Origin of the sequence: Citrobacter sp. A316 (assembly GCF_002042945.1) — a bacterium.
GTDB lineage: Bacteria > Pseudomonadota > Gammaproteobacteria > Enterobacterales > Enterobacteriaceae > Citrobacter > Citrobacter portucalensis.
This window is the reverse complement of the sequence record NZ_MVFZ01000012.1, coordinates 139,590-157,017: the sequence shown is the minus strand read 5'-3', so window position 1 is coordinate 157,017 and position 17,428 is coordinate 139,590. Positions and strand designations below refer to the sequence as shown.

17 protein-coding genes and 5 tRNA genes are annotated in these 17,428 nt (G+C 52.6%); 7 read left to right on the top strand and 15 right to left on the bottom strand.

Going from position 1 to position 17,428, the window contains the following annotated elements; translation table 11 throughout:
- Window positions 1-126: 126 nt before the first annotated feature.
- Both emrA and emrB read left to right on the top strand, forming a co-directional pair.
- Window positions 127-1,299, top strand: a complete 1,173-nt coding sequence (gene emrA / locus BZK41_RS15965) for a multidrug efflux MFS transporter periplasmic adaptor subunit EmrA (protein ID WP_079938775.1) — start codon at window positions 127-129, stop codon at window positions 1,297-1,299.
- A gap of 16 nt (window positions 1,300-1,315) precedes the next feature.
- On the top strand, window positions 1,316-2,854 hold the full coding sequence (gene emrB / locus BZK41_RS15960; RefSeq protein ID WP_003825966.1) for a multidrug efflux MFS transporter permease subunit EmrB: 1,539 nt from the start codon (window positions 1,316-1,318) through the stop codon (window positions 2,852-2,854).
- Window positions 2,855-2,955: 101 nt separating this feature from the next.
- On the opposite strand, the gene luxS is transcribed toward emrB, so the two are convergent.
- The 15 genes from luxS to mltB all read right to left on the bottom strand — a co-directional run bounded on the left by luxS (window position 2,956) and on the right by mltB (window position 14,036).
- On the bottom strand, window positions 2,956-3,471 hold the full coding sequence (luxS, locus tag BZK41_RS15955) for an S-ribosylhomocysteine lyase (protein WP_016154160.1): 516 nt from the start codon (window positions 3,469-3,471) through the stop codon (window positions 2,956-2,958).
- Between the two features lie 149 nt (window positions 3,472-3,620).
- A complete protein-coding gene (gene gshA / locus BZK41_RS15950) occupies window positions 3,621-5,177 on the bottom strand; it encodes a glutamate--cysteine ligase (RefSeq protein WP_008785615.1) in 1,557 nt (518 codons plus the stop codon).
- Window positions 5,178-5,254: 77 nt separating this feature from the next.
- Window positions 5,255-5,683: a YqaA family protein gene (locus BZK41_RS15945; protein ID WP_003825961.1), complete on the bottom strand. Its 429-nt coding sequence runs from the start codon at window positions 5,681-5,683 to the stop codon at window positions 5,255-5,257.
- The gene (yqaB, locus tag BZK41_RS15940) at window positions 5,680-6,246 is read right to left on the bottom strand and encodes a fructose-1-phosphate/6-phosphogluconate phosphatase (protein ID WP_079938774.1); all 567 of its coding nucleotides are present in this window, start codon (window positions 6,244-6,246) and stop codon (window positions 5,680-5,682) included. The genes BZK41_RS15945 and yqaB overlap by 4 nt, the downstream gene beginning before the upstream one ends.
- A gap of 177 nt (window positions 6,247-6,423) precedes the next feature.
- Window positions 6,424-6,500, bottom strand: a tRNA-Arg gene (locus BZK41_RS15935).
- A 60-nt stretch (window positions 6,501-6,560) separates the two neighbouring features.
- A tRNA-Arg gene (locus BZK41_RS15930) sits at window positions 6,561-6,637 on the bottom strand.
- A gap of 60 nt (window positions 6,638-6,697) precedes the next feature.
- Window positions 6,698-6,774 (bottom strand) — tRNA-Arg (locus BZK41_RS15925).
- A 60-nt stretch (window positions 6,775-6,834) separates the two neighbouring features.
- A tRNA-Arg gene (locus BZK41_RS15920) sits at window positions 6,835-6,911 on the bottom strand.
- A gap of 3 nt (window positions 6,912-6,914) precedes the next feature.
- Window positions 6,915-7,007: transfer RNA gene (locus BZK41_RS15915), tRNA-Ser, on the bottom strand.
- Window positions 7,008-7,343: 336 nt separating this feature from the next.
- Window positions 7,344-7,529: a carbon storage regulator CsrA gene (gene csrA, locus BZK41_RS15910; protein ID WP_000906486.1), complete on the bottom strand. Its 186-nt coding sequence runs from the start codon at window positions 7,527-7,529 to the stop codon at window positions 7,344-7,346.
- 238 nt (window positions 7,530-7,767) lie between these two features.
- Window positions 7,768-10,395, bottom strand: coding sequence for an alanine--tRNA ligase (alaS, locus tag BZK41_RS15905; RefSeq protein ID WP_079938773.1), 2,628 nt, complete (start codon window positions 10,393-10,395; stop codon window positions 7,768-7,770).
- Window positions 10,396-10,523: 128 nt separating this feature from the next.
- A complete protein-coding gene (gene recX, locus BZK41_RS15900) occupies window positions 10,524-11,024 on the bottom strand; it encodes a recombination regulator RecX (protein ID WP_079938772.1) in 501 nt (166 codons plus the stop codon).
- 86 nt (window positions 11,025-11,110) lie between these two features.
- Complete coding sequence (recA, locus tag BZK41_RS15895; protein WP_003037330.1) at window positions 11,111-12,175, bottom strand: recombinase RecA; 1,065 nt, start codon at window positions 12,173-12,175, stop codon at window positions 11,111-11,113.
- Window positions 12,176-12,267: 92 nt separating this feature from the next.
- Entirely contained in the window at window positions 12,268-12,765 is a 498-nt protein-coding gene (pncC, locus tag BZK41_RS15890; protein ID WP_048225249.1) for a nicotinamide-nucleotide amidase, read from the bottom strand.
- 191 nt (window positions 12,766-12,956) lie between these two features.
- Window positions 12,957-14,036: a lytic murein transglycosylase B gene (gene mltB / locus BZK41_RS15885; protein ID WP_079938771.1), complete on the bottom strand. Its 1,080-nt coding sequence runs from the start codon at window positions 14,034-14,036 to the stop codon at window positions 12,957-12,959.
- A 265-nt stretch (window positions 14,037-14,301) separates the two neighbouring features.
- Here mltB and srlA point away from each other — a divergent pair, with 265 nt between their 5' ends.
- Genes srlA through gutM form a run of 5 tightly spaced genes read left to right on the top strand, consistent with a single transcriptional unit; the run spans window position 14,302 to window position 17,421 of the window.
- On the top strand, window positions 14,302-14,865 hold the full coding sequence (srlA, locus tag BZK41_RS15880) for a PTS glucitol/sorbitol transporter subunit IIC (protein ID WP_003037339.1): 564 nt from the start codon (window positions 14,302-14,304) through the stop codon (window positions 14,863-14,865).
- Window positions 14,862-15,833, top strand: coding sequence for a PTS glucitol/sorbitol transporter subunit IIB (locus BZK41_RS15875; protein ID WP_079938770.1), 972 nt, complete (start codon window positions 14,862-14,864; stop codon window positions 15,831-15,833). Before srlA ends, BZK41_RS15875 begins: the two co-directional genes overlap by 4 nt.
- Before the next feature lie 13 nt (window positions 15,834-15,846).
- Window positions 15,847-16,209 carry a PTS glucitol/sorbitol transporter subunit IIA gene (gene srlB, locus BZK41_RS15870; protein WP_063940974.1) on the top strand — a complete coding sequence of 121 codons (363 nt, stop codon included), beginning with the start codon at window positions 15,847-15,849 and terminating at the stop codon, window positions 16,207-16,209.
- A 17-nt stretch (window positions 16,210-16,226) separates the two neighbouring features.
- Window positions 16,227-17,006, top strand: a complete 780-nt coding sequence (gene srlD / locus BZK41_RS15865) for a sorbitol-6-phosphate dehydrogenase (protein ID WP_079938769.1) — start codon at window positions 16,227-16,229, stop codon at window positions 17,004-17,006.
- Window positions 17,007-17,061: 55 nt separating this feature from the next.
- On the top strand, window positions 17,062-17,421 hold the full coding sequence (gene gutM, locus BZK41_RS15860; protein WP_063940973.1) for a transcriptional regulator GutM: 360 nt from the start codon (window positions 17,062-17,064) through the stop codon (window positions 17,419-17,421).
- Window positions 17,422-17,428 lie beyond the last annotated feature (7 nt).

Sequence of the window (17,428 nt, the reverse complement as noted above, 5' to 3'; positions counted from 1 at the left end):
GCCGACTCGCTCAGAAATCCAGATTTATAAATGAAAAAACCGACAGGCCAGCACGCATACTGCTGGCCTGTCTGATAAACAGGTCGGCTCAGCCGATGCGAAAAAAATAAGATCGTGGAGAACAACATGAGCGCAAATGCGGAGACTCAAACCCCGCAGCAACCGGTCAAGAAGAATGGCAAACGTAAAAGTATGCTGCTCCTTCTGACCTTGCTCTTTATTATCATTGCCGTGGCATATGGGATTTATTGGTTTTTAGTACTTCGTCATGTCGAAGAGACAGACGATGCGTACGTGGCAGGGAACCAGGTTCAAATCATGGCTCAGGTATCAGGCAGCGTGACGAAAGTCTGGGCTGATAACACTGACTTTGTAAAACAAGGCGATGTGCTGGTCACCCTCGACCAGACAGACGCAAAGCAGGCATTTGAAAAAGCCAAAACTGCATTGGCCTCCAGCGTGCGTCAGACGCACCAGTTGATGATCAACAGCAAGCAGTTACAGGCTAGCATTGAAGTGCAAAGAACCGCGCTGGCGCAGGCACAAAGCGACTTTAATCGCCGCGTCCCGCTGGGCAATGCCAACCTGATTGGCCGCGAAGAGCTGCAACACGCGCGTGATGCCGTTGCCAGCGCTCAGGCGCAGCTTGATGTTGCAATCCAACAATATAATGCTAACCAGGCAATGATTCTCGGTAGCAAGCTGGAAGATCAACCCGCCGTCCAACAAGCCGCCACCGAAGTGCGCGATGCCTGGCTGGCGCTGGAACGTACCAGAATCGTCAGCCCAATGACCGGTTATGTATCCCGTCGCGCCGTACAGCCTGGTGCGCAAATTAGCCCAACCACGCCGCTGATGGCGGTTGTTCCGGCCACTAACCTATGGGTAGATGCCAACTTCAAAGAAACACAGCTGGCCCATATTCGTATTGGTCAACCCGCGACGGTTGTTACCGATATTTATGGCGATGACGTGAAATATACCGGTAAAGTTGTCGGCCTTGATATGGGTACGGGCAGCGCCTTCTCCCTGCTGCCAGCACAGAACGCAACCGGTAACTGGATCAAAGTCGTCCAGCGTCTGCCGGTACGTATCGAACTGGATGCGCAGCAACTGGCACAGCATCCATTACGTATTGGTTTGTCTACGCTGGTTACGGTAGATACCTCAAATCGTGACGGAAAAATTCTGGCAAGCCAGGTTCGTACCACACCGGTAGCAGAAAGTAATGCACGTGAAATCGACCTTGCTCCGGTCAATAAGATGATCGAAGAGATCGTGCGGGCCAACGCGGGCTAATTCAAAGGTGCGTGTGATGCAACAGCAAAAACCGCTGGAAGGCGCGCAGCTCGTCATTATGACGATCGCGCTGTCCCTGGCGACATTCATGCAGGTGCTGGACTCCACCATTGCTAACGTGGCGATCCCCACTATCGCCGGGAACCTCGGCTCTTCGCTGAGCCAGGGAACCTGGGTGATCACCTCATTCGGGGTGGCGAACGCTATCTCTATTCCGATCACCGGCTGGCTGGCAAAACGCTTTGGCGAAGTAAGACTCTTTATGTGGTCAACTATCGCCTTCGTCATTGCGTCATGGGCATGCGGGATGTCCACCAGCCTGAACATGCTGATTTTCTTCCGCGTAATCCAGGGCATTGTCGCCGGTCCTTTAATTCCGCTGTCACAGAGCCTGTTGCTGAATAACTATCCACCCGCCAAGCGTTCCATCGCCCTCGCGCTATGGTCGATGACGGTGATTGTTGCCCCGATATGTGGTCCTATTCTTGGGGGCTATATCAGCGACAACTATCACTGGGGCTGGATATTTTTTATCAACGTGCCAATCGGGGCTGTGGTGGTATTGATGACCCTGCAAACCCTGCGCGGTCGGGAGACCAAAACCGAGCAGCGGCGTATTGACGCCATTGGTCTGGCACTGCTGGTCATCGGTATCGGCAGTTTGCAGATTATGCTCGACCGCGGCAAAGAGCTGGACTGGTTCGCCTCGCAGGAGATTATCATCCTGACGGTGGTCGCCGTGGTTGCTATCAGCTTCCTGATCGTCTGGGAGCTTACCGACGAGCACCCCATTGTCGATCTTTCGCTGTTTAAGTCGCGCAACTTTACCATTGGCTGTCTGTGTATCAGTCTGGCCTATATGCTCTACTTCGGCGCAATCGTCCTGCTGCCGCAGCTGCTGCAGGAGGTATACGGCTATACGGCAACCTGGGCTGGCCTGGCGTCAGCGCCGGTTGGGGTGATTCCGGTGATCCTGTCGCCGATTATCGGCCGCTTCGCACACAAGCTGGATATGCGTCGGCTGGTGACGTTCAGTTTTATTATGTATGCCGTCTGTTTCTACTGGCGTGCGTGGACGTTCGAGCCGGGTATGGACTTTGGCGCATCGGCATGGCCGCAGTTTATTCAGGGGTTCGCGGTAGCCTGCTTCTTTATGCCACTAACCACCATTACGCTGTCCGGTTTACCGCCTGAGCGTCTGGCGGCGGCATCCAGCTTGTCGAACTTTACGCGAACGCTGGCTGGTTCCATTGGCACATCAATTACGACGACAATGTGGACGAACCGCGAGTCGCTGCACCATGCTCAGCTAACGGAATCTGTTAACCCCTACAACCCAAATGCACAGGCTATGTACGACAAGCTGCAGGATTTAGGGATGACGCACCAGCAGGCGTCAGGTTGGATAGCTCAGCAGATCACCAATCAGGGGCTGATTATTTCCGCTAACGAAATCTTCTGGATGTCGGCGGGGATCTTCCTGGTCCTGCTTGGCCTGGTGTGGTTCGCCAAACCGCCCTTCGGCGCGGGCGGCGGTGGTGGCGGCGCGCATTGATCAAAAAAGCCAGTTCAAATGAACTGGCTTTTTTATGCCGGATGGCGCTAATTATTTGTCGGCTGGATTAGATGCGTTAGCGTCACCATCCAGCATGACAACTAAATATGCAGTTCCTGCAGTTTCTCTTTCGGCAGCGCCAGCTCTTCATTGCTGTTAACACGCACATCATGCTCAAGAATATGACGCGCGATATCCTGTGCTTCGCTAAGAGAGTGCATCTGATACGTACCGCACTGGTAAACGTTCAGCTCCGGGATCTGGTTCTGATCCTGTACTTTCAGCACGTCCGCCATTGCCGCTTTCCACGCGTCGGCTACACGCTGTTCGTCCGGCGTACCAATCAGGCTCATGTAGAAGCCGGTACGGCATCCCATCGGAGAGATATCGATAATCTCAACGCCGTTACCGTTAAGGTGATTACGCATAAAACCTGCAAACAGGTGTTCCAGCGTATGGATACCTTTCTCAGGCATCACTTCTTTGTTCGGAATGCAGAAACGCAGATCAAACACGGTGATTGCGTCGCCATGCGGGGTGTTCATCGTTTTTGCAACCCGGACCGCGGGAGCTTCCATCCGGGTGTGATCGACAGTAAAACTATCTAACAACGGCATTTAGCCACCTCCGATAAATTTTTTAAAAATAATCTGAACTCTTTGTTCCGGGGCGAGTCTGAGTATATGAAAGACGCGCATTTGTTATCATCATCCCTGTTTTCAGAGATGAAATTTTGGCCACTCCCGAGTGGCCTTTTTCTTTTGTATCAAGCGTGCTTTTCCAGCCACACGCTAAACGGCTCAGTATCAGCCGCTTCAATCTCCTGCTGACGACGCTTTGAAGCCTCAGTTTCAGCAATAAATTCAGCTTCCTGCACTATTTCTAACGGCTCTTCACGCAGCAGATTTCGGTAAGCCTCACCCAGCGCTTTGCCCGTGCCGCCAATGCCTTCATCAATCATAGACCGTAGGATCCGGGCAGAGAAAGTCAGTTCAGGATTGTCAAAACAGGCAACCAGTTCATCACAGACCTTCTGATACTCCTCTCCCCCATCGATGCTGTCCAGCGTTTGTGCCACGCGTTTCAGATCGCGGAACAAATCCTTCCCAACCTTAGGCAGCGGGAACTGGGCTGTTTCACAGCCAATACCTAACGTCAGCCCAGGCTTACGCCCTTCGAGAATCACGCGATTCCAGTTTTTACGCGTACACAGCAATTCGTCGCTGCTCATTTCCGGGGCATCAGCCAGCGCACACCAGACCATAAACAGATCGAGGAAGCGCACCTGCTGCTCGTCCACGCCGATCGGCGAGAACGGGTTGATATCCAGAGAGCGTACTTCGATGTACTCGATACCGCCACGCAGAAGCGCATCTGATGGCGTTTCTCCACGACGAGTGACGCGTTTCGGGCGAATAGGCGCATACAGCTCATTTTCAATCTGCAGAACGTTGCTGTTGATTTGCAGACGCTTACCGTCTTTCTCCAGACCGATCGCCGCGTACTCCTCGGAAGGCGTCTTAATCGCGCGCTTTAATCCTGCCACATACTCATGCAAGTCGTTAAACGTAATTCCGAGATTGCTTTGCGACTTATTGGTATAGCCCAAATCACTCAGACGCAGTGACGTTGCGTACGGCAGGTAATACATCCCACAGTCGGTTTTTTCAAACGGCAGAGTTGTCGGTTTTCCTTGCAGGAATGAGGAACAAATGGCCGGAGAGGCACCAAACAAATACGGGATCACCCAACCAAAACGGTAGTAGTTGCGGATCAGACGGAAGTAGCCCGCGGAGATCTTCTCTTTAGCATCCTCACCTTCGGTTACACCGCATTTTGCCTGCCAGAAAGCCATAGGCAGTGAGAAGTTGTAGTGTACGCCCGAGATTGTCTGCATCAACGCGCCGTAGCGGTTTTTGAGGCCTTCACGGTACAGCGTCTTCAGGCGACCGGTATTCGACGAACCATACTGCGCCAGTTCGATATCCTGACCCTCGGCAATATAGCAAGGCATGCTCAACGGCCACATACGCTCGTCGCCAAGGTTTCTGGCGGTATAACGATGTAAGTCGCGCATGAACGTGAGCATTTTCTCAATGTCGTCACCCGGTGGAGTAATGAACTCCAGCAATGCTTCGGCAAAGTCAGTGGTTATCCACTTATGCGTTAGCGCTGAGCCTAACACCTCAGGATGGCCTGTCGTTGCTAATGACCCATCTGCATTAACACGCAGCGTTTCGCGCTCCAGACCACGTTGAATCCCCTTTAACGCCTGAGGATGGTTTTCCAGCCAGGCCAGCGCCTGTGATACGTCCGGGATCAAATTGACCTCCCGCCTGTCAAAATCGTTTTAATTAGCATAATGGTATTAATTACCCTGAAGGCTATCCCACAACACAATTAGTGCCACCACATAATGCCTTGCGTCGTAACCGCTGCGACAACAACATAGCGCAACGCCTTGCCAAGGCATAAGAAAAAGAGAACTGGGCCCCACGAGATGCGCATCCACCCGGCTAACAGGCACAGCAAATCCCCCACAACCGGCATCCAGCTTAATAATAGTGTGACAGCGCCATAGCGCCGCAGCCAGCCAGTGGCTTTTTCTTGCCAGCGCGATGTTTTACGCAATGGAAAGAAACGCCCAAGGATAACGTTAGTTAACCCTCCAAGGCTATTACCCATTGTTGCTGTTAAGACTAAGACCCAGGGATGACTGACCCCGGAAACCAACAAAGCAACCAGAACAACTTCAGAATTGCCGGGTAATAGCGTGGCACTGAGAAAACTGCTGGCAAACAGTGACAGGAGCGACAGCCCATCACTCACAATAACCGGACATCCACGGCATCCATTCCCGCGGCATGCGCCGCCTGTATTCCAAAATCGGCATCTTCAAACACGACGCAACGAGCTGGAACAACCCCCATACGTTCGGCACAAAGCAAAAACGTATCAGGAGCCGGTTTATGGTGTTGTACGTGATCGGCTGCGACTACAGCATCAAAATAGCGACGCAGACCAAGGTGAGCGAGCAGCGCTTCTGCAATTGCGCTTTCACTACCCGTACCTACCGACATAGGACGTCGACCATACCAGGCTTTCACGACATCAACCAACGGCAAAGGCTGGACGCTATCCAGCAGCATGCTTCTCACCTTGTCGGTTTTTTCACGTGCCAGTGCATGAGGATCAAGATCGGCATGGTTCAATTCAATTACCGACTGCGCAATACGCCACGTTGGGGAGCCATTGAGGGCGACCATGGCATGTTCATCAAACCGTAGTCCATAATGCCCCAATACCTCATGCCACGCCTTACGATGCGTAGGCTCGGTATCCAGGATGGTACCATCCATATCAAAAATCAAACCCGCATAACGTTCGTACATCGTCTTCTCACAAGCCGAATGACCAGGCGTTATTTTATCGTAATTGATTGATTTTGTCGCTGACAGCGAATTGAGGAGTGTTCAGAGAATATGTGGAAATGATTTAGAGGGGGAGATGGTGCTGACAATTATCTTGCAGACCATGAAAAAACAGTTTCGCTGTTATTTGGGAGAAGATGGTGCATCCGGGAGGATTCGAACCTCCGACCGCTCGGTTCGTAGCCGAGTACTCTATCCAGCTGAGCTACGGATGCATCAGGGAAACTTACTTTACTGCAGATTTGATGCCGCTGCTAAAGCGCTATCAAGTAATATGGTGCATCCGGGAGGATTCGAACCTCCGACCGCTCGGTTCGTAGCCGAGTACTCTATCCAGCTGAGCTACGGATGCATCGGGAAACTTGCTTTACTGCCGATATTGATATCGGGATAAGCGATATCAAGTAAGAGATGGTGCATCCGGGAGGATTCGAACCTCCGACCGCTCGGTTCGTAGCCGAGTACTCTATCCAGCTGAGCTACGGATGCATCAGGGAAACTTACTTTACTGCAGATTTGATGTCGCTGCTAAAGCGCTATCAAGTAATATGGTGCATCCGGGAGGATTCGAACCTCCGACCGCTCGGTTCGTAGCCGAGTACTCTATCCAGCTGAGCTACGGATGCAAATGGCGGTGAGGCGGGGATTCGAACCCCGGATGCAGCTTTTGACCGCATACTCCCTTAGCAGGGGAGCGCCTTCAGCCTCTCGGCCACCTCACCAACACGCCTCTTGCGAGTGCTTCGAAGAACTTGTTTCTGCTCATCGTCGCTGCGTGGCGCACATATTACTTTCTGGGACTTATAAGTCAAACAATTTTTCCAGAGCTTTTATCGTTTGCACATTTCACGCGCAATTAGTCTGCAAAAACGGCAAAAAGAGTGTTTTATCAACAGATAAATTGGCAATTTCCTCGAGCAGTGAACAAACGGAAACTTCGCAGGAAAAGGCATTACGCGCAGTGGAATCGAAAAAATGGGGAAGACAAAGAAGAAAAGAGAAGAAAAAGGGTCACTCAATCAGGTTGCGCCTCACCAGAAAGGTGAGACGCGAAAACCTTAGTAACTGGACTGCTGGGATTTTTCAGCCTGGATACGCTGGTAGATCTCTTCACGATGGACAGAAACTTCTTTCGGGGCGTTTACGCCAATGCGCACCTGGTTGCCCTTCACCCCTAAAACTGTCACGGTGACCTCATCGCCTATCATGAGGGTCTCACCAACTCGACGAGTCAGAATCAGCATTCTTTGCTCCTTGAAAGATTAAAAGAGTCGGGTCTCTCTGTATCCCGGCATTATCCATCATATAACGCCAAAAAGTAAGCGATGACAAACACCTAAGTGTAAGCAGTCACGGCATCACATTCTGTTAAACCTAAGTTTAGCCGATATACACAACTTCAACCTGACTTTATCGTTGTCGATAGCGTTGATTCAAACGCTGCGGATTGAAGTCCGCAGCGTCGACTTACGCTTATAATTATTACAGTTTTGCGCTGACCCAGCCTTTCACACTGGCTAACGCTGCAGGCAGAGCCGCAGCATCCGTACCACCGGCTTGCGCCATGTCCGGACGACCGCCACCCTTGCCGCCGACCTGCTGAGCGACCATTCCAACCAGTTCCCCTGCTTTCACGCGATCTGTCACGTCCTTAGACACCCCCGCAATCAGAGAAACCTTACCTTCCACTACCGTTGCCAGAACGATAACGGTAGACCCCAGTTGATTTTTCAGATCATCAACCATGGTACGCAACATTTTCGGCTCAACGTCCGCGAGTTCGCTGACCAGCAGCTTCACGCCGTTGATATCAACCGCTTTGCTGGAAAGATTTGCACTCTCCTGCGCCGCAGCCTGTTCCTTCAATTGCTGCAATTCTTTTTCCAGTTGACGTGTACGCTCCAGCACGGAACGAACTTTGTCACCGATATTCTGGCTATCGCCTTTCAGCAGCTGCGCAACATCGCTTAAGCGATCGCTCTCAGCATGCACGGTTTGAATAGCGCCTTCACCGGTTACGGCTTCGATACGACGAACGCCTGCCGCAGTACCTGACTCGGACACAATGCGGAACAGACCGATATCACCCGTACGGCTGGCGTGAGTACCGCCACACAGTTCGGTAGAGAAATCACCCATGCTCAGAACGCGCACATGGTCGTCATATTTCTCGCCAAACAGCGCCATTGCGCCTTTGGCTTTTGCCGCTTCGAGATCCATGATGTTCGTTTCAATCGGCAAGTTGCGACGGATTTGCGCGTTCACCAGATCTTCAACGGCACGGATTTCAGCAGGCTTCATAGCTTCGGTATGAGAGAAGTCGAAGCGCAGCAGTTTATCGTTAACCAACGAGCCTTTCTGCGCCACATGCGTGCCCAGAACCTGGCGCAGCGCCGCGTGCATCAGGTGCGTTGCGGAGTGGTTCAAACGAATACGCGCACGACGCGCTTCATCCACATCAGCCTGTACCGCATCACCAATTTTCAGAGAACCCGCAGACAGCTTGCCAATGTGACCAATGGCCTGGCCATATTTCTGCGTGTCGCTAACGGCAAACGCGAAGCCAGCGCCTTTCAGTTCACCCTTGTCGCCAACCTGACCACCAGATTCCGCATAGAACGGAGTCTGATCCAGTACGACAACGGCATCCTGACCGGCATTAATTACGTCTACCGCTTTACCATCAACAAACAGCGCAGTCACTTTGCCGTTCAGTTCCAGGTGCTCGTAGCCTTTAAATTCTGAGGCACCATCAACGCGAATCATTGCATTGTAGTCTGCGCCAAAACCGCTGGCTTCACGCGCACGACGGCGCTGTTCTTCCATTGCAGCTTCAAAGCCCGCTTCGTCAACCTTGATGTTACGCTCGCGGCAAACGTCTGCCGTCAGGTCAACCGGGAAACCGTAGGTGTCATACAGACGGAATGCGGTTTCACCATCCAGCGTATCGCCAGACAGTTTTGCCAGTTCTTCGTCCAGCAGCGCCAGACCACGCTCCAGAGTACGCGCAAACTGCTCTTCTTCGGTTTTCAGAACCTGTTCAACCATAGCCTGCTGACGCTTCAGTTCTTCACCTGCAGAGCCCATGACGTCCACCAACGGACCAACCAGCTTGTAGAAGAAGGTATCCTTCGCGCCCAGCATGTTGCCATGACGTACCGCGCGACGAATGATACGGCGCAGCACATAGCCACGGTTTTCATTCGACGGCACAACGCCATCGGCAATCAGGAATGCACAGGAACGGATATGGTCGGCAATAACGCGCAGAGACTTGTTGCTCAGATCGGTTGCGCCAGTGACTTTTGCCACTGATTCGATCAATGAGCGGAACAGGTCGATTTCATAGTTGGAGTTAACGTGTTGCAGCACGGCCGCAATACGCTCCAGCCCCATACCGGTATCCACGGACGGTTTCGGCAGCGGTTCCATGGTGCCGTCAGCCTGACGGTTGAACTGCATGAAGACGATGTTCCAGATCTCAATGTAGCGATCCCCATCTTCTTCTGCGCTTCCCGGAGGTCCACCCCAGATATGGTCACCGTGGTCGTAGAAAATTTCGGTACATGGACCGCAAGGACCGGTATCACCCATCTGCCAGAAGTTGTCTGAAGCATAAGCCGCGCCTTTGTTATCACCAATACGGATGATACGTTCGCGCGGAATTCCGACTTCTTTTTCCCAGATTTCATAGGCTTCATCGTCAGTTTCATAGACGGTGACCCACAGACGCTCTTTTGGCAGGGCAAACCAGTTTTCACCGGTCAGCAGTTCCCATGCATATTGAATAGCGTCGTGTTTGAAGTAATCGCCGAAGCTGAAGTTGCCCAGCATTTCGAAGAAAGTGTGGTGACGTGCAGTGTAACCGACGTTTTCCAGGTCATTGTGCTTACCGCCCGCACGTACACAACGCTGCGAGGTAGTTGCGCGGGAATAATTACGCTTGTCGAGGCCAAGGAAAACATCCTTGAACTGGTTCATCCCGGCGTTGGTAAACAACAAAGTAGGGTCATTGTTCGGTACCAGGGAGCTGCTGGCAACTACCTGGTGTCCTTTACTATGGAAAAAATCGAGAAACGCCTGACGGATCTCAGCGGTGCTCTTGCTCATAATTATCCTGAAGAAATCAAGCTAACGAAATGTCATTACCAGCATCGGCACGCAAACTGCGCCTCTGGCAATCGAAAAGTGGGAATAAGATAAGTTTTCTTTACTGGGAAGTAAAATCCCGTATGCGGTCAATCGTCAAAATTTCGCCATATTGCCTGAATATCTTCCATCAGATAGCCGCGATAGAGCAAAAAACGCTGGACCTTTACCTTATCTGAAAAATCGACAGGTAAAGGTTCACCGTACTTCCGAATGGCCTGCTCGCGCGCAAGCCCTGCCCAGTCAATTTCGCACTCACGCATGGCCCGTTCGATAGCTTCACGCGTGATCCCTTTTTGGTTTAATTCCTGACGCACTCGGGCTGGTCCATAACCTTTGCGGCTACGGCTGGCGATAAACTGCTGCACGAAGCGGTCATCATCCAGATAACGACTTTCAATACACCAGGCGATGACCTTGTCGTAATCCTCCGGCGTGGCATCAATTTCTTCTGGTCCATTTTTTCCCATCACCGGAGCGGCCAGCTTGCGCCGCAGTTCCTGCTCGCTGTGGTCGCGCATCGCCAGAATACGTACGGCGCGGTCAAGCAGTCGGGAATAAGCGGAACGGCGGGAAGTTGCTTCTGTCATAGTAAGCCTTCAGAAATGAAAAAGGGCTGCATGATATGCAGCCCTTAACTATATGTGATTCACAACATGCGATTCAAAACAGATTATCAGAAATCTTCGTTCGTTTCTTTTACGTCTTCGCCGCTGTCATCAACGGAGAAATCAGGCGTTGAATCCTGGTTATTGAGCAGTAACTCACGTAATTTCTTCTCAATTTCTTTCGCGGTTGCCGGGTTTTCTTTCAGCCAGTTGGTCGCATTCGCTTTACCCTGACCGATTTTCTCACCATTGTAGCTGTACCATGCACCGGCTTTTTCAATCAGCTTCTCTTTCACGCCCAGGTCAACCAGTTCGCCGTAGAAGTTGATGCCTTCACCGTAAAGGATCTGGAATTCAGCCTGTTTGAACGGCGCTGCAATTTTGTTTTTCACAACCTTAACGCGGGTTTCGCTACCAACCACGTTGTCGCCTTCTTTCACCGCGCCAATACGACGGATATCCAGACGAACAGACGCATAGAATTTCAGGGCGTTACCACCAGTGGTGGTTTCCGGGTTACCGAACATCACGCCAATCTTCATACGGATCTGGTTGATGAAAATCAGCAGCGTGTTGGACTGCTTCAGGTTACCGGCCAGCTTACGCATCGCCTGGCTCATCATACGCGCCGCAAGGCCCATGTGAGAGTCACCAATCTCGCCTTCGATTTCTGCCTTCGGCGTCAATGCGGCAACGGAGTCGACAACGATAACGTCAACCGCACCGGAGCGCGCCAGCGCATCACAGATTTCCAGCGCTTGTTCACCGGTATCCGGCTGAGAACACAGCAGGTTGTCGATATCAACACCAAGCTTACGGGCATAGACCGGATCCAGCGCGTGTTCCGCATCGATAAATGCACAGGTTTTACCTTCACGCTGCGCAGCGGCAATAACCTGCAGGGTCAGCGTTGTTTTACCGGAGGATTCAGGCCCGTAGATTTCGACGATACGGCCCATTGGCAAACCGCCCGCGCCCAATGCGATATCCAGAGAAAGCGAACCGGTGGAGATAGTTTCCACATCCATGGAACGGTCTTCACCCAGGCGCATGATGGAGCCTTTACCGAATTGCTTTTCGATCTGACCCAGCGCTGCCGCCAACGCTTTCTGTTTGTTTTCGTCGATAGCCATTAATTACTCCTGTCATGCCGCTTTCGGGTTAAACCGCGAAACGTGGTAGATAATGTTCTGTTGAGGCAATTATACTGTATGCTCATACAGTATCAAGTATTTTGTAGAAATTGTTGCCACAGGGTTTGTAACGCGTAGACGGTCGCCTGTCGGCGTACCGCGTCGCGATCGCCGCTGAAGCATTCCCGACGCGTAATCCCCTCGCCGCTCGCGCTGGCAAAGGCGAACCATACGGTACCCACGGGCTTTTCTTCACTGCCGCCATCCGGCCCGGCAATACCGCTGATCGAGACCGCGAAATGCGCGCGGGCAGCTTTTAGCGCGCCAATTGCCATCTCCACCACCACAGGCTCGCTCACCGCCCCATGCTGGGCCAACGTCTCTTCGCGCACGCCAATCATCTGTGCTTTAGCTTCGTTGCTGTAGGTCACAAACCCGCGCTCAAACCAGGCGGAGCTTCCGGCAATATCCGTAATCGCTTTGGCCACCCAGCCGCCGGTGCAGGATTCCGCCGTCGTAACGGTCGCCCCACGCGCTTTCAGCGCCAGGCCAACCTGCTCGCTTAACTGCATCAGTTCACTGTCGGTCATTTCAGCCTCTGTCAGTTAAAAAATATGCCGGACAAGATAGCACTTTCATAACCAATGTGGGGATGGAGAGAACGTTTTACGAGGGGGATTCCAAAAATTGCTCCGTTGCATAAATAAGACCTGCCGGATGACGATGTCAGGGCATCTTATCCGGCCTACAAGCGATATCGTCCTGTAGGCCGGTGGAGCGATTACTGCACGCGCGCCAGCGCGACCGCCTGACCCAACTGCCACACGGCCATCGCGTAATGGGTACTGTGGTTGTAGCGGGTGATGGTGTAGAAGTTCGGCAATCCATACCAGTACTGATAGCCGGTACCAATATCCAGGCGCAGCAGGCTGGCCTGCTGATGATTACCCAACGACTGCTGTGGCGTCAGACCCGCGGCAGCAAGCTGAGAAATGCTGTACTGGGTTTTAAAACCGTTCGCCAGCCCTGGCGCCTGACCATTTGCCGGAACCGCGACCATATCGCCTTTCACCCAGCCGTGGCCCTTGAAGTAGTTCGCCACGCTACCGATGGCATCAACCGGATCCCACAGGTTAATGTGGCCATCACCATTAAAATCAACGGCATATTGTTTATAGGAAGACGGCATAAACTGGCCGTAACCCATCGCGCCGGCAAAAGAACCTTTCAAATCGAGCGGATCGTCGCTTTCATCTCGCGCCATCAGCAGGAAGGTTTCCAGTTCACCAGAGAAGTATTCCGCACGACGAGGATAGTTAAACGACAGCGTCGCCAGCGCATCCAGAATACGGGTTTTGCCCATCACTCGGCCCCAACGCGTTTCAACGCCGATAATGCCAACGATAATTTCCGGCGGAACACCATAGACCTGCCACGCACGGTTCAGAGCATCTTCATATTGATTCCAGAAGGCTACGCCATTTTGCACGTTGTCAGGTGTGATGAACTGTTTGCGGTAGCGCAGCCATGCGCCGTTAGGACCGGCTGGCGGTTGAGTCGTCGGTGCCTGGCGGTCCATCAAACGCAATACCGAGTCCAGACGCTTGGCCTGCGACAGGATCTCCTGCAGCTGCTGGCGGTCAAAACCGTGCTTGTTCACCATTTTCTCGATGAACTGCTGCGCGTTTGGATTATTGGCAAAATCACCGCCCGTTTGCATGACGTTATGCTGTGGCTCAAGCAGGAAGCCGCCGGATGGCGCACCCGTAGTCGTTTGAGTCTCTGAAGGTTTAGGTTTGCTGCTACAGGCAGCGAGCAGTACGAAAAGGGGGAGTAACGCTACATAACGACGCTTGAACATGAGACATCCATTAAACAAATTCAGCCTGGGAGAAGTATGGTAAAGCATCCTCCGCCATACAAGGAAGCGGTAGTCGCTCTCCTTCACAGAATTTACATCCCCTTTCATCTCTGACCATCACATTTGCGAGCCCTCACGCAATAACTTTCAAATTAAAATATTTATCTTTCAATTTGAGATCAAAATAACACTTTAAAATCTTTCAATGTGATTAAAATCAACCACCGTTTGGCAAGATAACTAAAAACCCCTACAGGAGAGAATAATGATCGACACCATCACACTCGGTGCTGAGTGGTTTATCGGGCTGTTCCAGAAAGGCGGAGAAGTGTTTACCGGCATGGTGACCGGTATTCTTCCCCTGCTGATTAGCCTGCTGGTCATCATGAATGCGCTGATTAACTTTATCGGCCAGCAGCGTATTGAACGTTTTGCTCAGCGCTGCGCCGGAAACCCGCTGTCCCGCTATTTGCTGCTGCCGTGCATCGGCACATTTGTATTTTGTAATCCGATGACGCTGAGTCTGGGTCGCTTTATGCCAGAAAAATACAAGCCCAGCTACTACGCCGCCGCCTCTTACAGTTGTCATTCCATGAACGGCTTATTCCCGCACATCAACCCCGGCGAACTGTTTGTCTATCTGGGGATCGCCAGCGGCCTGACCACGCTGGGGCTTCCGCTCGGCCCACTGGCGGTGAGCTATTTGCTGGTTGGTCTGGTGACTAACTTCTTCCGTGGCTGGGTGACCGATTTCACCACCACTATCTTCGAGAAAAAAATGGGCATTCAACTTGAGCAGAAGGTGCATCTGGCGGGAGCAACATCATGACACGTATTCGTATTGAAAAAGGCACCGGCGGCTGGGGTGGCCCCCTTGAACTGGATGCCGTTCCGGGCAAGAAAATTGTCTATATCACCGCAGGAACTCGCCCCGCAATAGTCGACAGGATAGCAAGCCTGACCGGTTGGCAGGCCGTTGATGGCTTCAAAGAAGGCGAGCCACCGGAGAGCGAAATTGGTGTGGCGATCATCGACTGCGGCGGCACGCTGCGCTGTGGGATCTACCCCAAACGCAGGATACCGACGGTGAATATTCACGCTACGGGTAAATCCGGCCCGCTGGCTCAGTACATTGTCGAAGATATCTATGTCTCTGGCGTGAAAGAAGAAAACATCACGATTGTCGGGGAGGCATCCGCTGCGCCGCAACCAGCCAGCAGCACTATCGGTCGCGATTACGACACCAGTAAAAAGATTACCGAACAAAGCGACGGCCTGTTGGCAAAAGTGGGAATGGGCATGGGTTCAGCCGTTGCGGTTCTGTTCCAGTCAGGACGCGACACCATCGATACCGTCCTGAAAACTATTCTGCCATTTATGGCGTTCGTCTCGGCACTGATCGGCATCATTATGGCTTCGGGTCTGGGAGACTGGATTGCCCATGGACTCGCACCGCTGGCCAGCCATCCGTTAGGACTGGTCACTCTGGCGCTGATCTGCTCTTTCCCGCTGCTGTCGCCTTTCCTCGGCCCTGGTGCGGTTATCGCCCAGGTTATCGGCGTTCTGATCGGCGTACAAATTGGTCTGGGGAACATTCCTCCGCATCTGGCGCTACCTGCCCTGTTCGCCATTAACGCCCAGGCTGCATGTGACTTTATTCCGGTCGGGTTGTCGCTGGCCGAAGCGCGTCAGGACACTGTCCGCGTCGGCGTGCCATCCGTACTGGTAAGCCGTTTTCTGACCGGCGCACCTACCGTTCTCATCGCCTGGTTTGTTTCCGGCTTTATTTACCAATAAGAGGCACTCAAAAATGACCGTGATTTATCAGACCACCATCACCCGTATCGGCCAGAGCGCCCCGGATGCACTGTGCGACCAGATGCTGATTACCTTTCGTGAAGGCGCGCCAGCGGATATCGAAGAGTTTTGTTTCATCCATTGCCACGGAGAGCTGAACGGCTCATTGCAAGCCGGGATCCAGTTTGAACTGGGTCAGCATCACTATCCGGTCACGGCCGTTGGCAGCGTGGCGGAACAAAACTTACGTGAACTCGGGCATATCACCCTGCGCTTTGACGGACAGAGCGAAGCGGAATTCCCCGGCACTGTACACGTTGCGGGCCCCGTCCCGGACGGTATCGCCCCGGGCTGTATTTTGAAGTTTGTTGCTTAAGATTGAAGGAGATAAAAATGAATCAGGTTGCCGTTGTCATTGGTGGAGGCCAGACCCTGGGGGCATTCCTTTGCCGTGGGCTTGCGACAGAAGGATACCGCGTCGCGGTGGTGGATATTCAAAGCGATAAAGCTGCCAACGTCGCGCAAGAAATTAACGCCGAGTTGGGCGAAGGCACCGCGTACGGTTTTGGCGCAGATGCCACCAGCGAACAGAGTGTGCTGGCGCTGTCGCGCGGAGTGGATGAAATATTCGGTCGTGTCGATCTGCTGGTTTACAGCGCGGGTATCGCTAAAGCCGCGTTTATCAGCGACTTTCAGCTTGGGGATTTCGACCGCTCACTACAGGTCAATCTGGTCGGCTACTTCCTCTGTGCACGTGAATTTTCACGCCTGATGATCCGCTATGGCGTGCAGGGACGCATTATCCAGATCAACTCAAAATCAGGGAAAGTGGGCAGCAAACACAATTCAGGCTACAGCGCGGCAAAATTTGGCGGCGTGGGTTTAACTCAGTCGCTGGCGCTGGATCTGGCTGAGTACGGGATCACCGTACATTCTCTGATGCTCGGTAACCTGCTGAAATCACCGATGTTCCAGTCGTTATTACCGCAATATGCGACCAAGCTGGGTCTTAAGCCAGACGAAGTGGAACAGTACTACATTGATAAGGTTCCGCTTAAGCGCGGCTGCGATTATCAGGATGTGCTAAACATGCTGCTGTTTTACGCCAGTCCGAAAGCCTCTTACTGCACCGGGCAGTCCATCAACGTCACCGGCGGCCAGGTGATGTTTTAATGTTGAATTGCCGGATGGCGGCTGCGCTTATCCGGCAAAATCAAAGGAGTACATAATGGTTTCCGCACTGATTACCGTCGCCGCTATCGCCTGGTGCCTGCAACTGGCGCTTGGTGGCTGGCAAATATCCCGCTTTAACCGGGCGTTTGATCAACTCTGCCAACGGGGTCGGGTTGGTGTTGGTCGCTCCGGTGGGCGTTTTAAACCGCGCGTGGTGGTGGCCATCGCGCTGGATGAGCAGCAGCGGGTGACCGATACGTTGTTTATGAAAGGTCTTACGGTATTCGCCCGACCAGGCAAAATTGCCACGATAATCGGCAAACATCTTGATGATTTACAGCCTGATGTGATCTTTCCCCATGATCCGTTAGCGCAGAATGCACTATCATTGGCGCTTAAACTGAAACATGGGTAATTTCGTT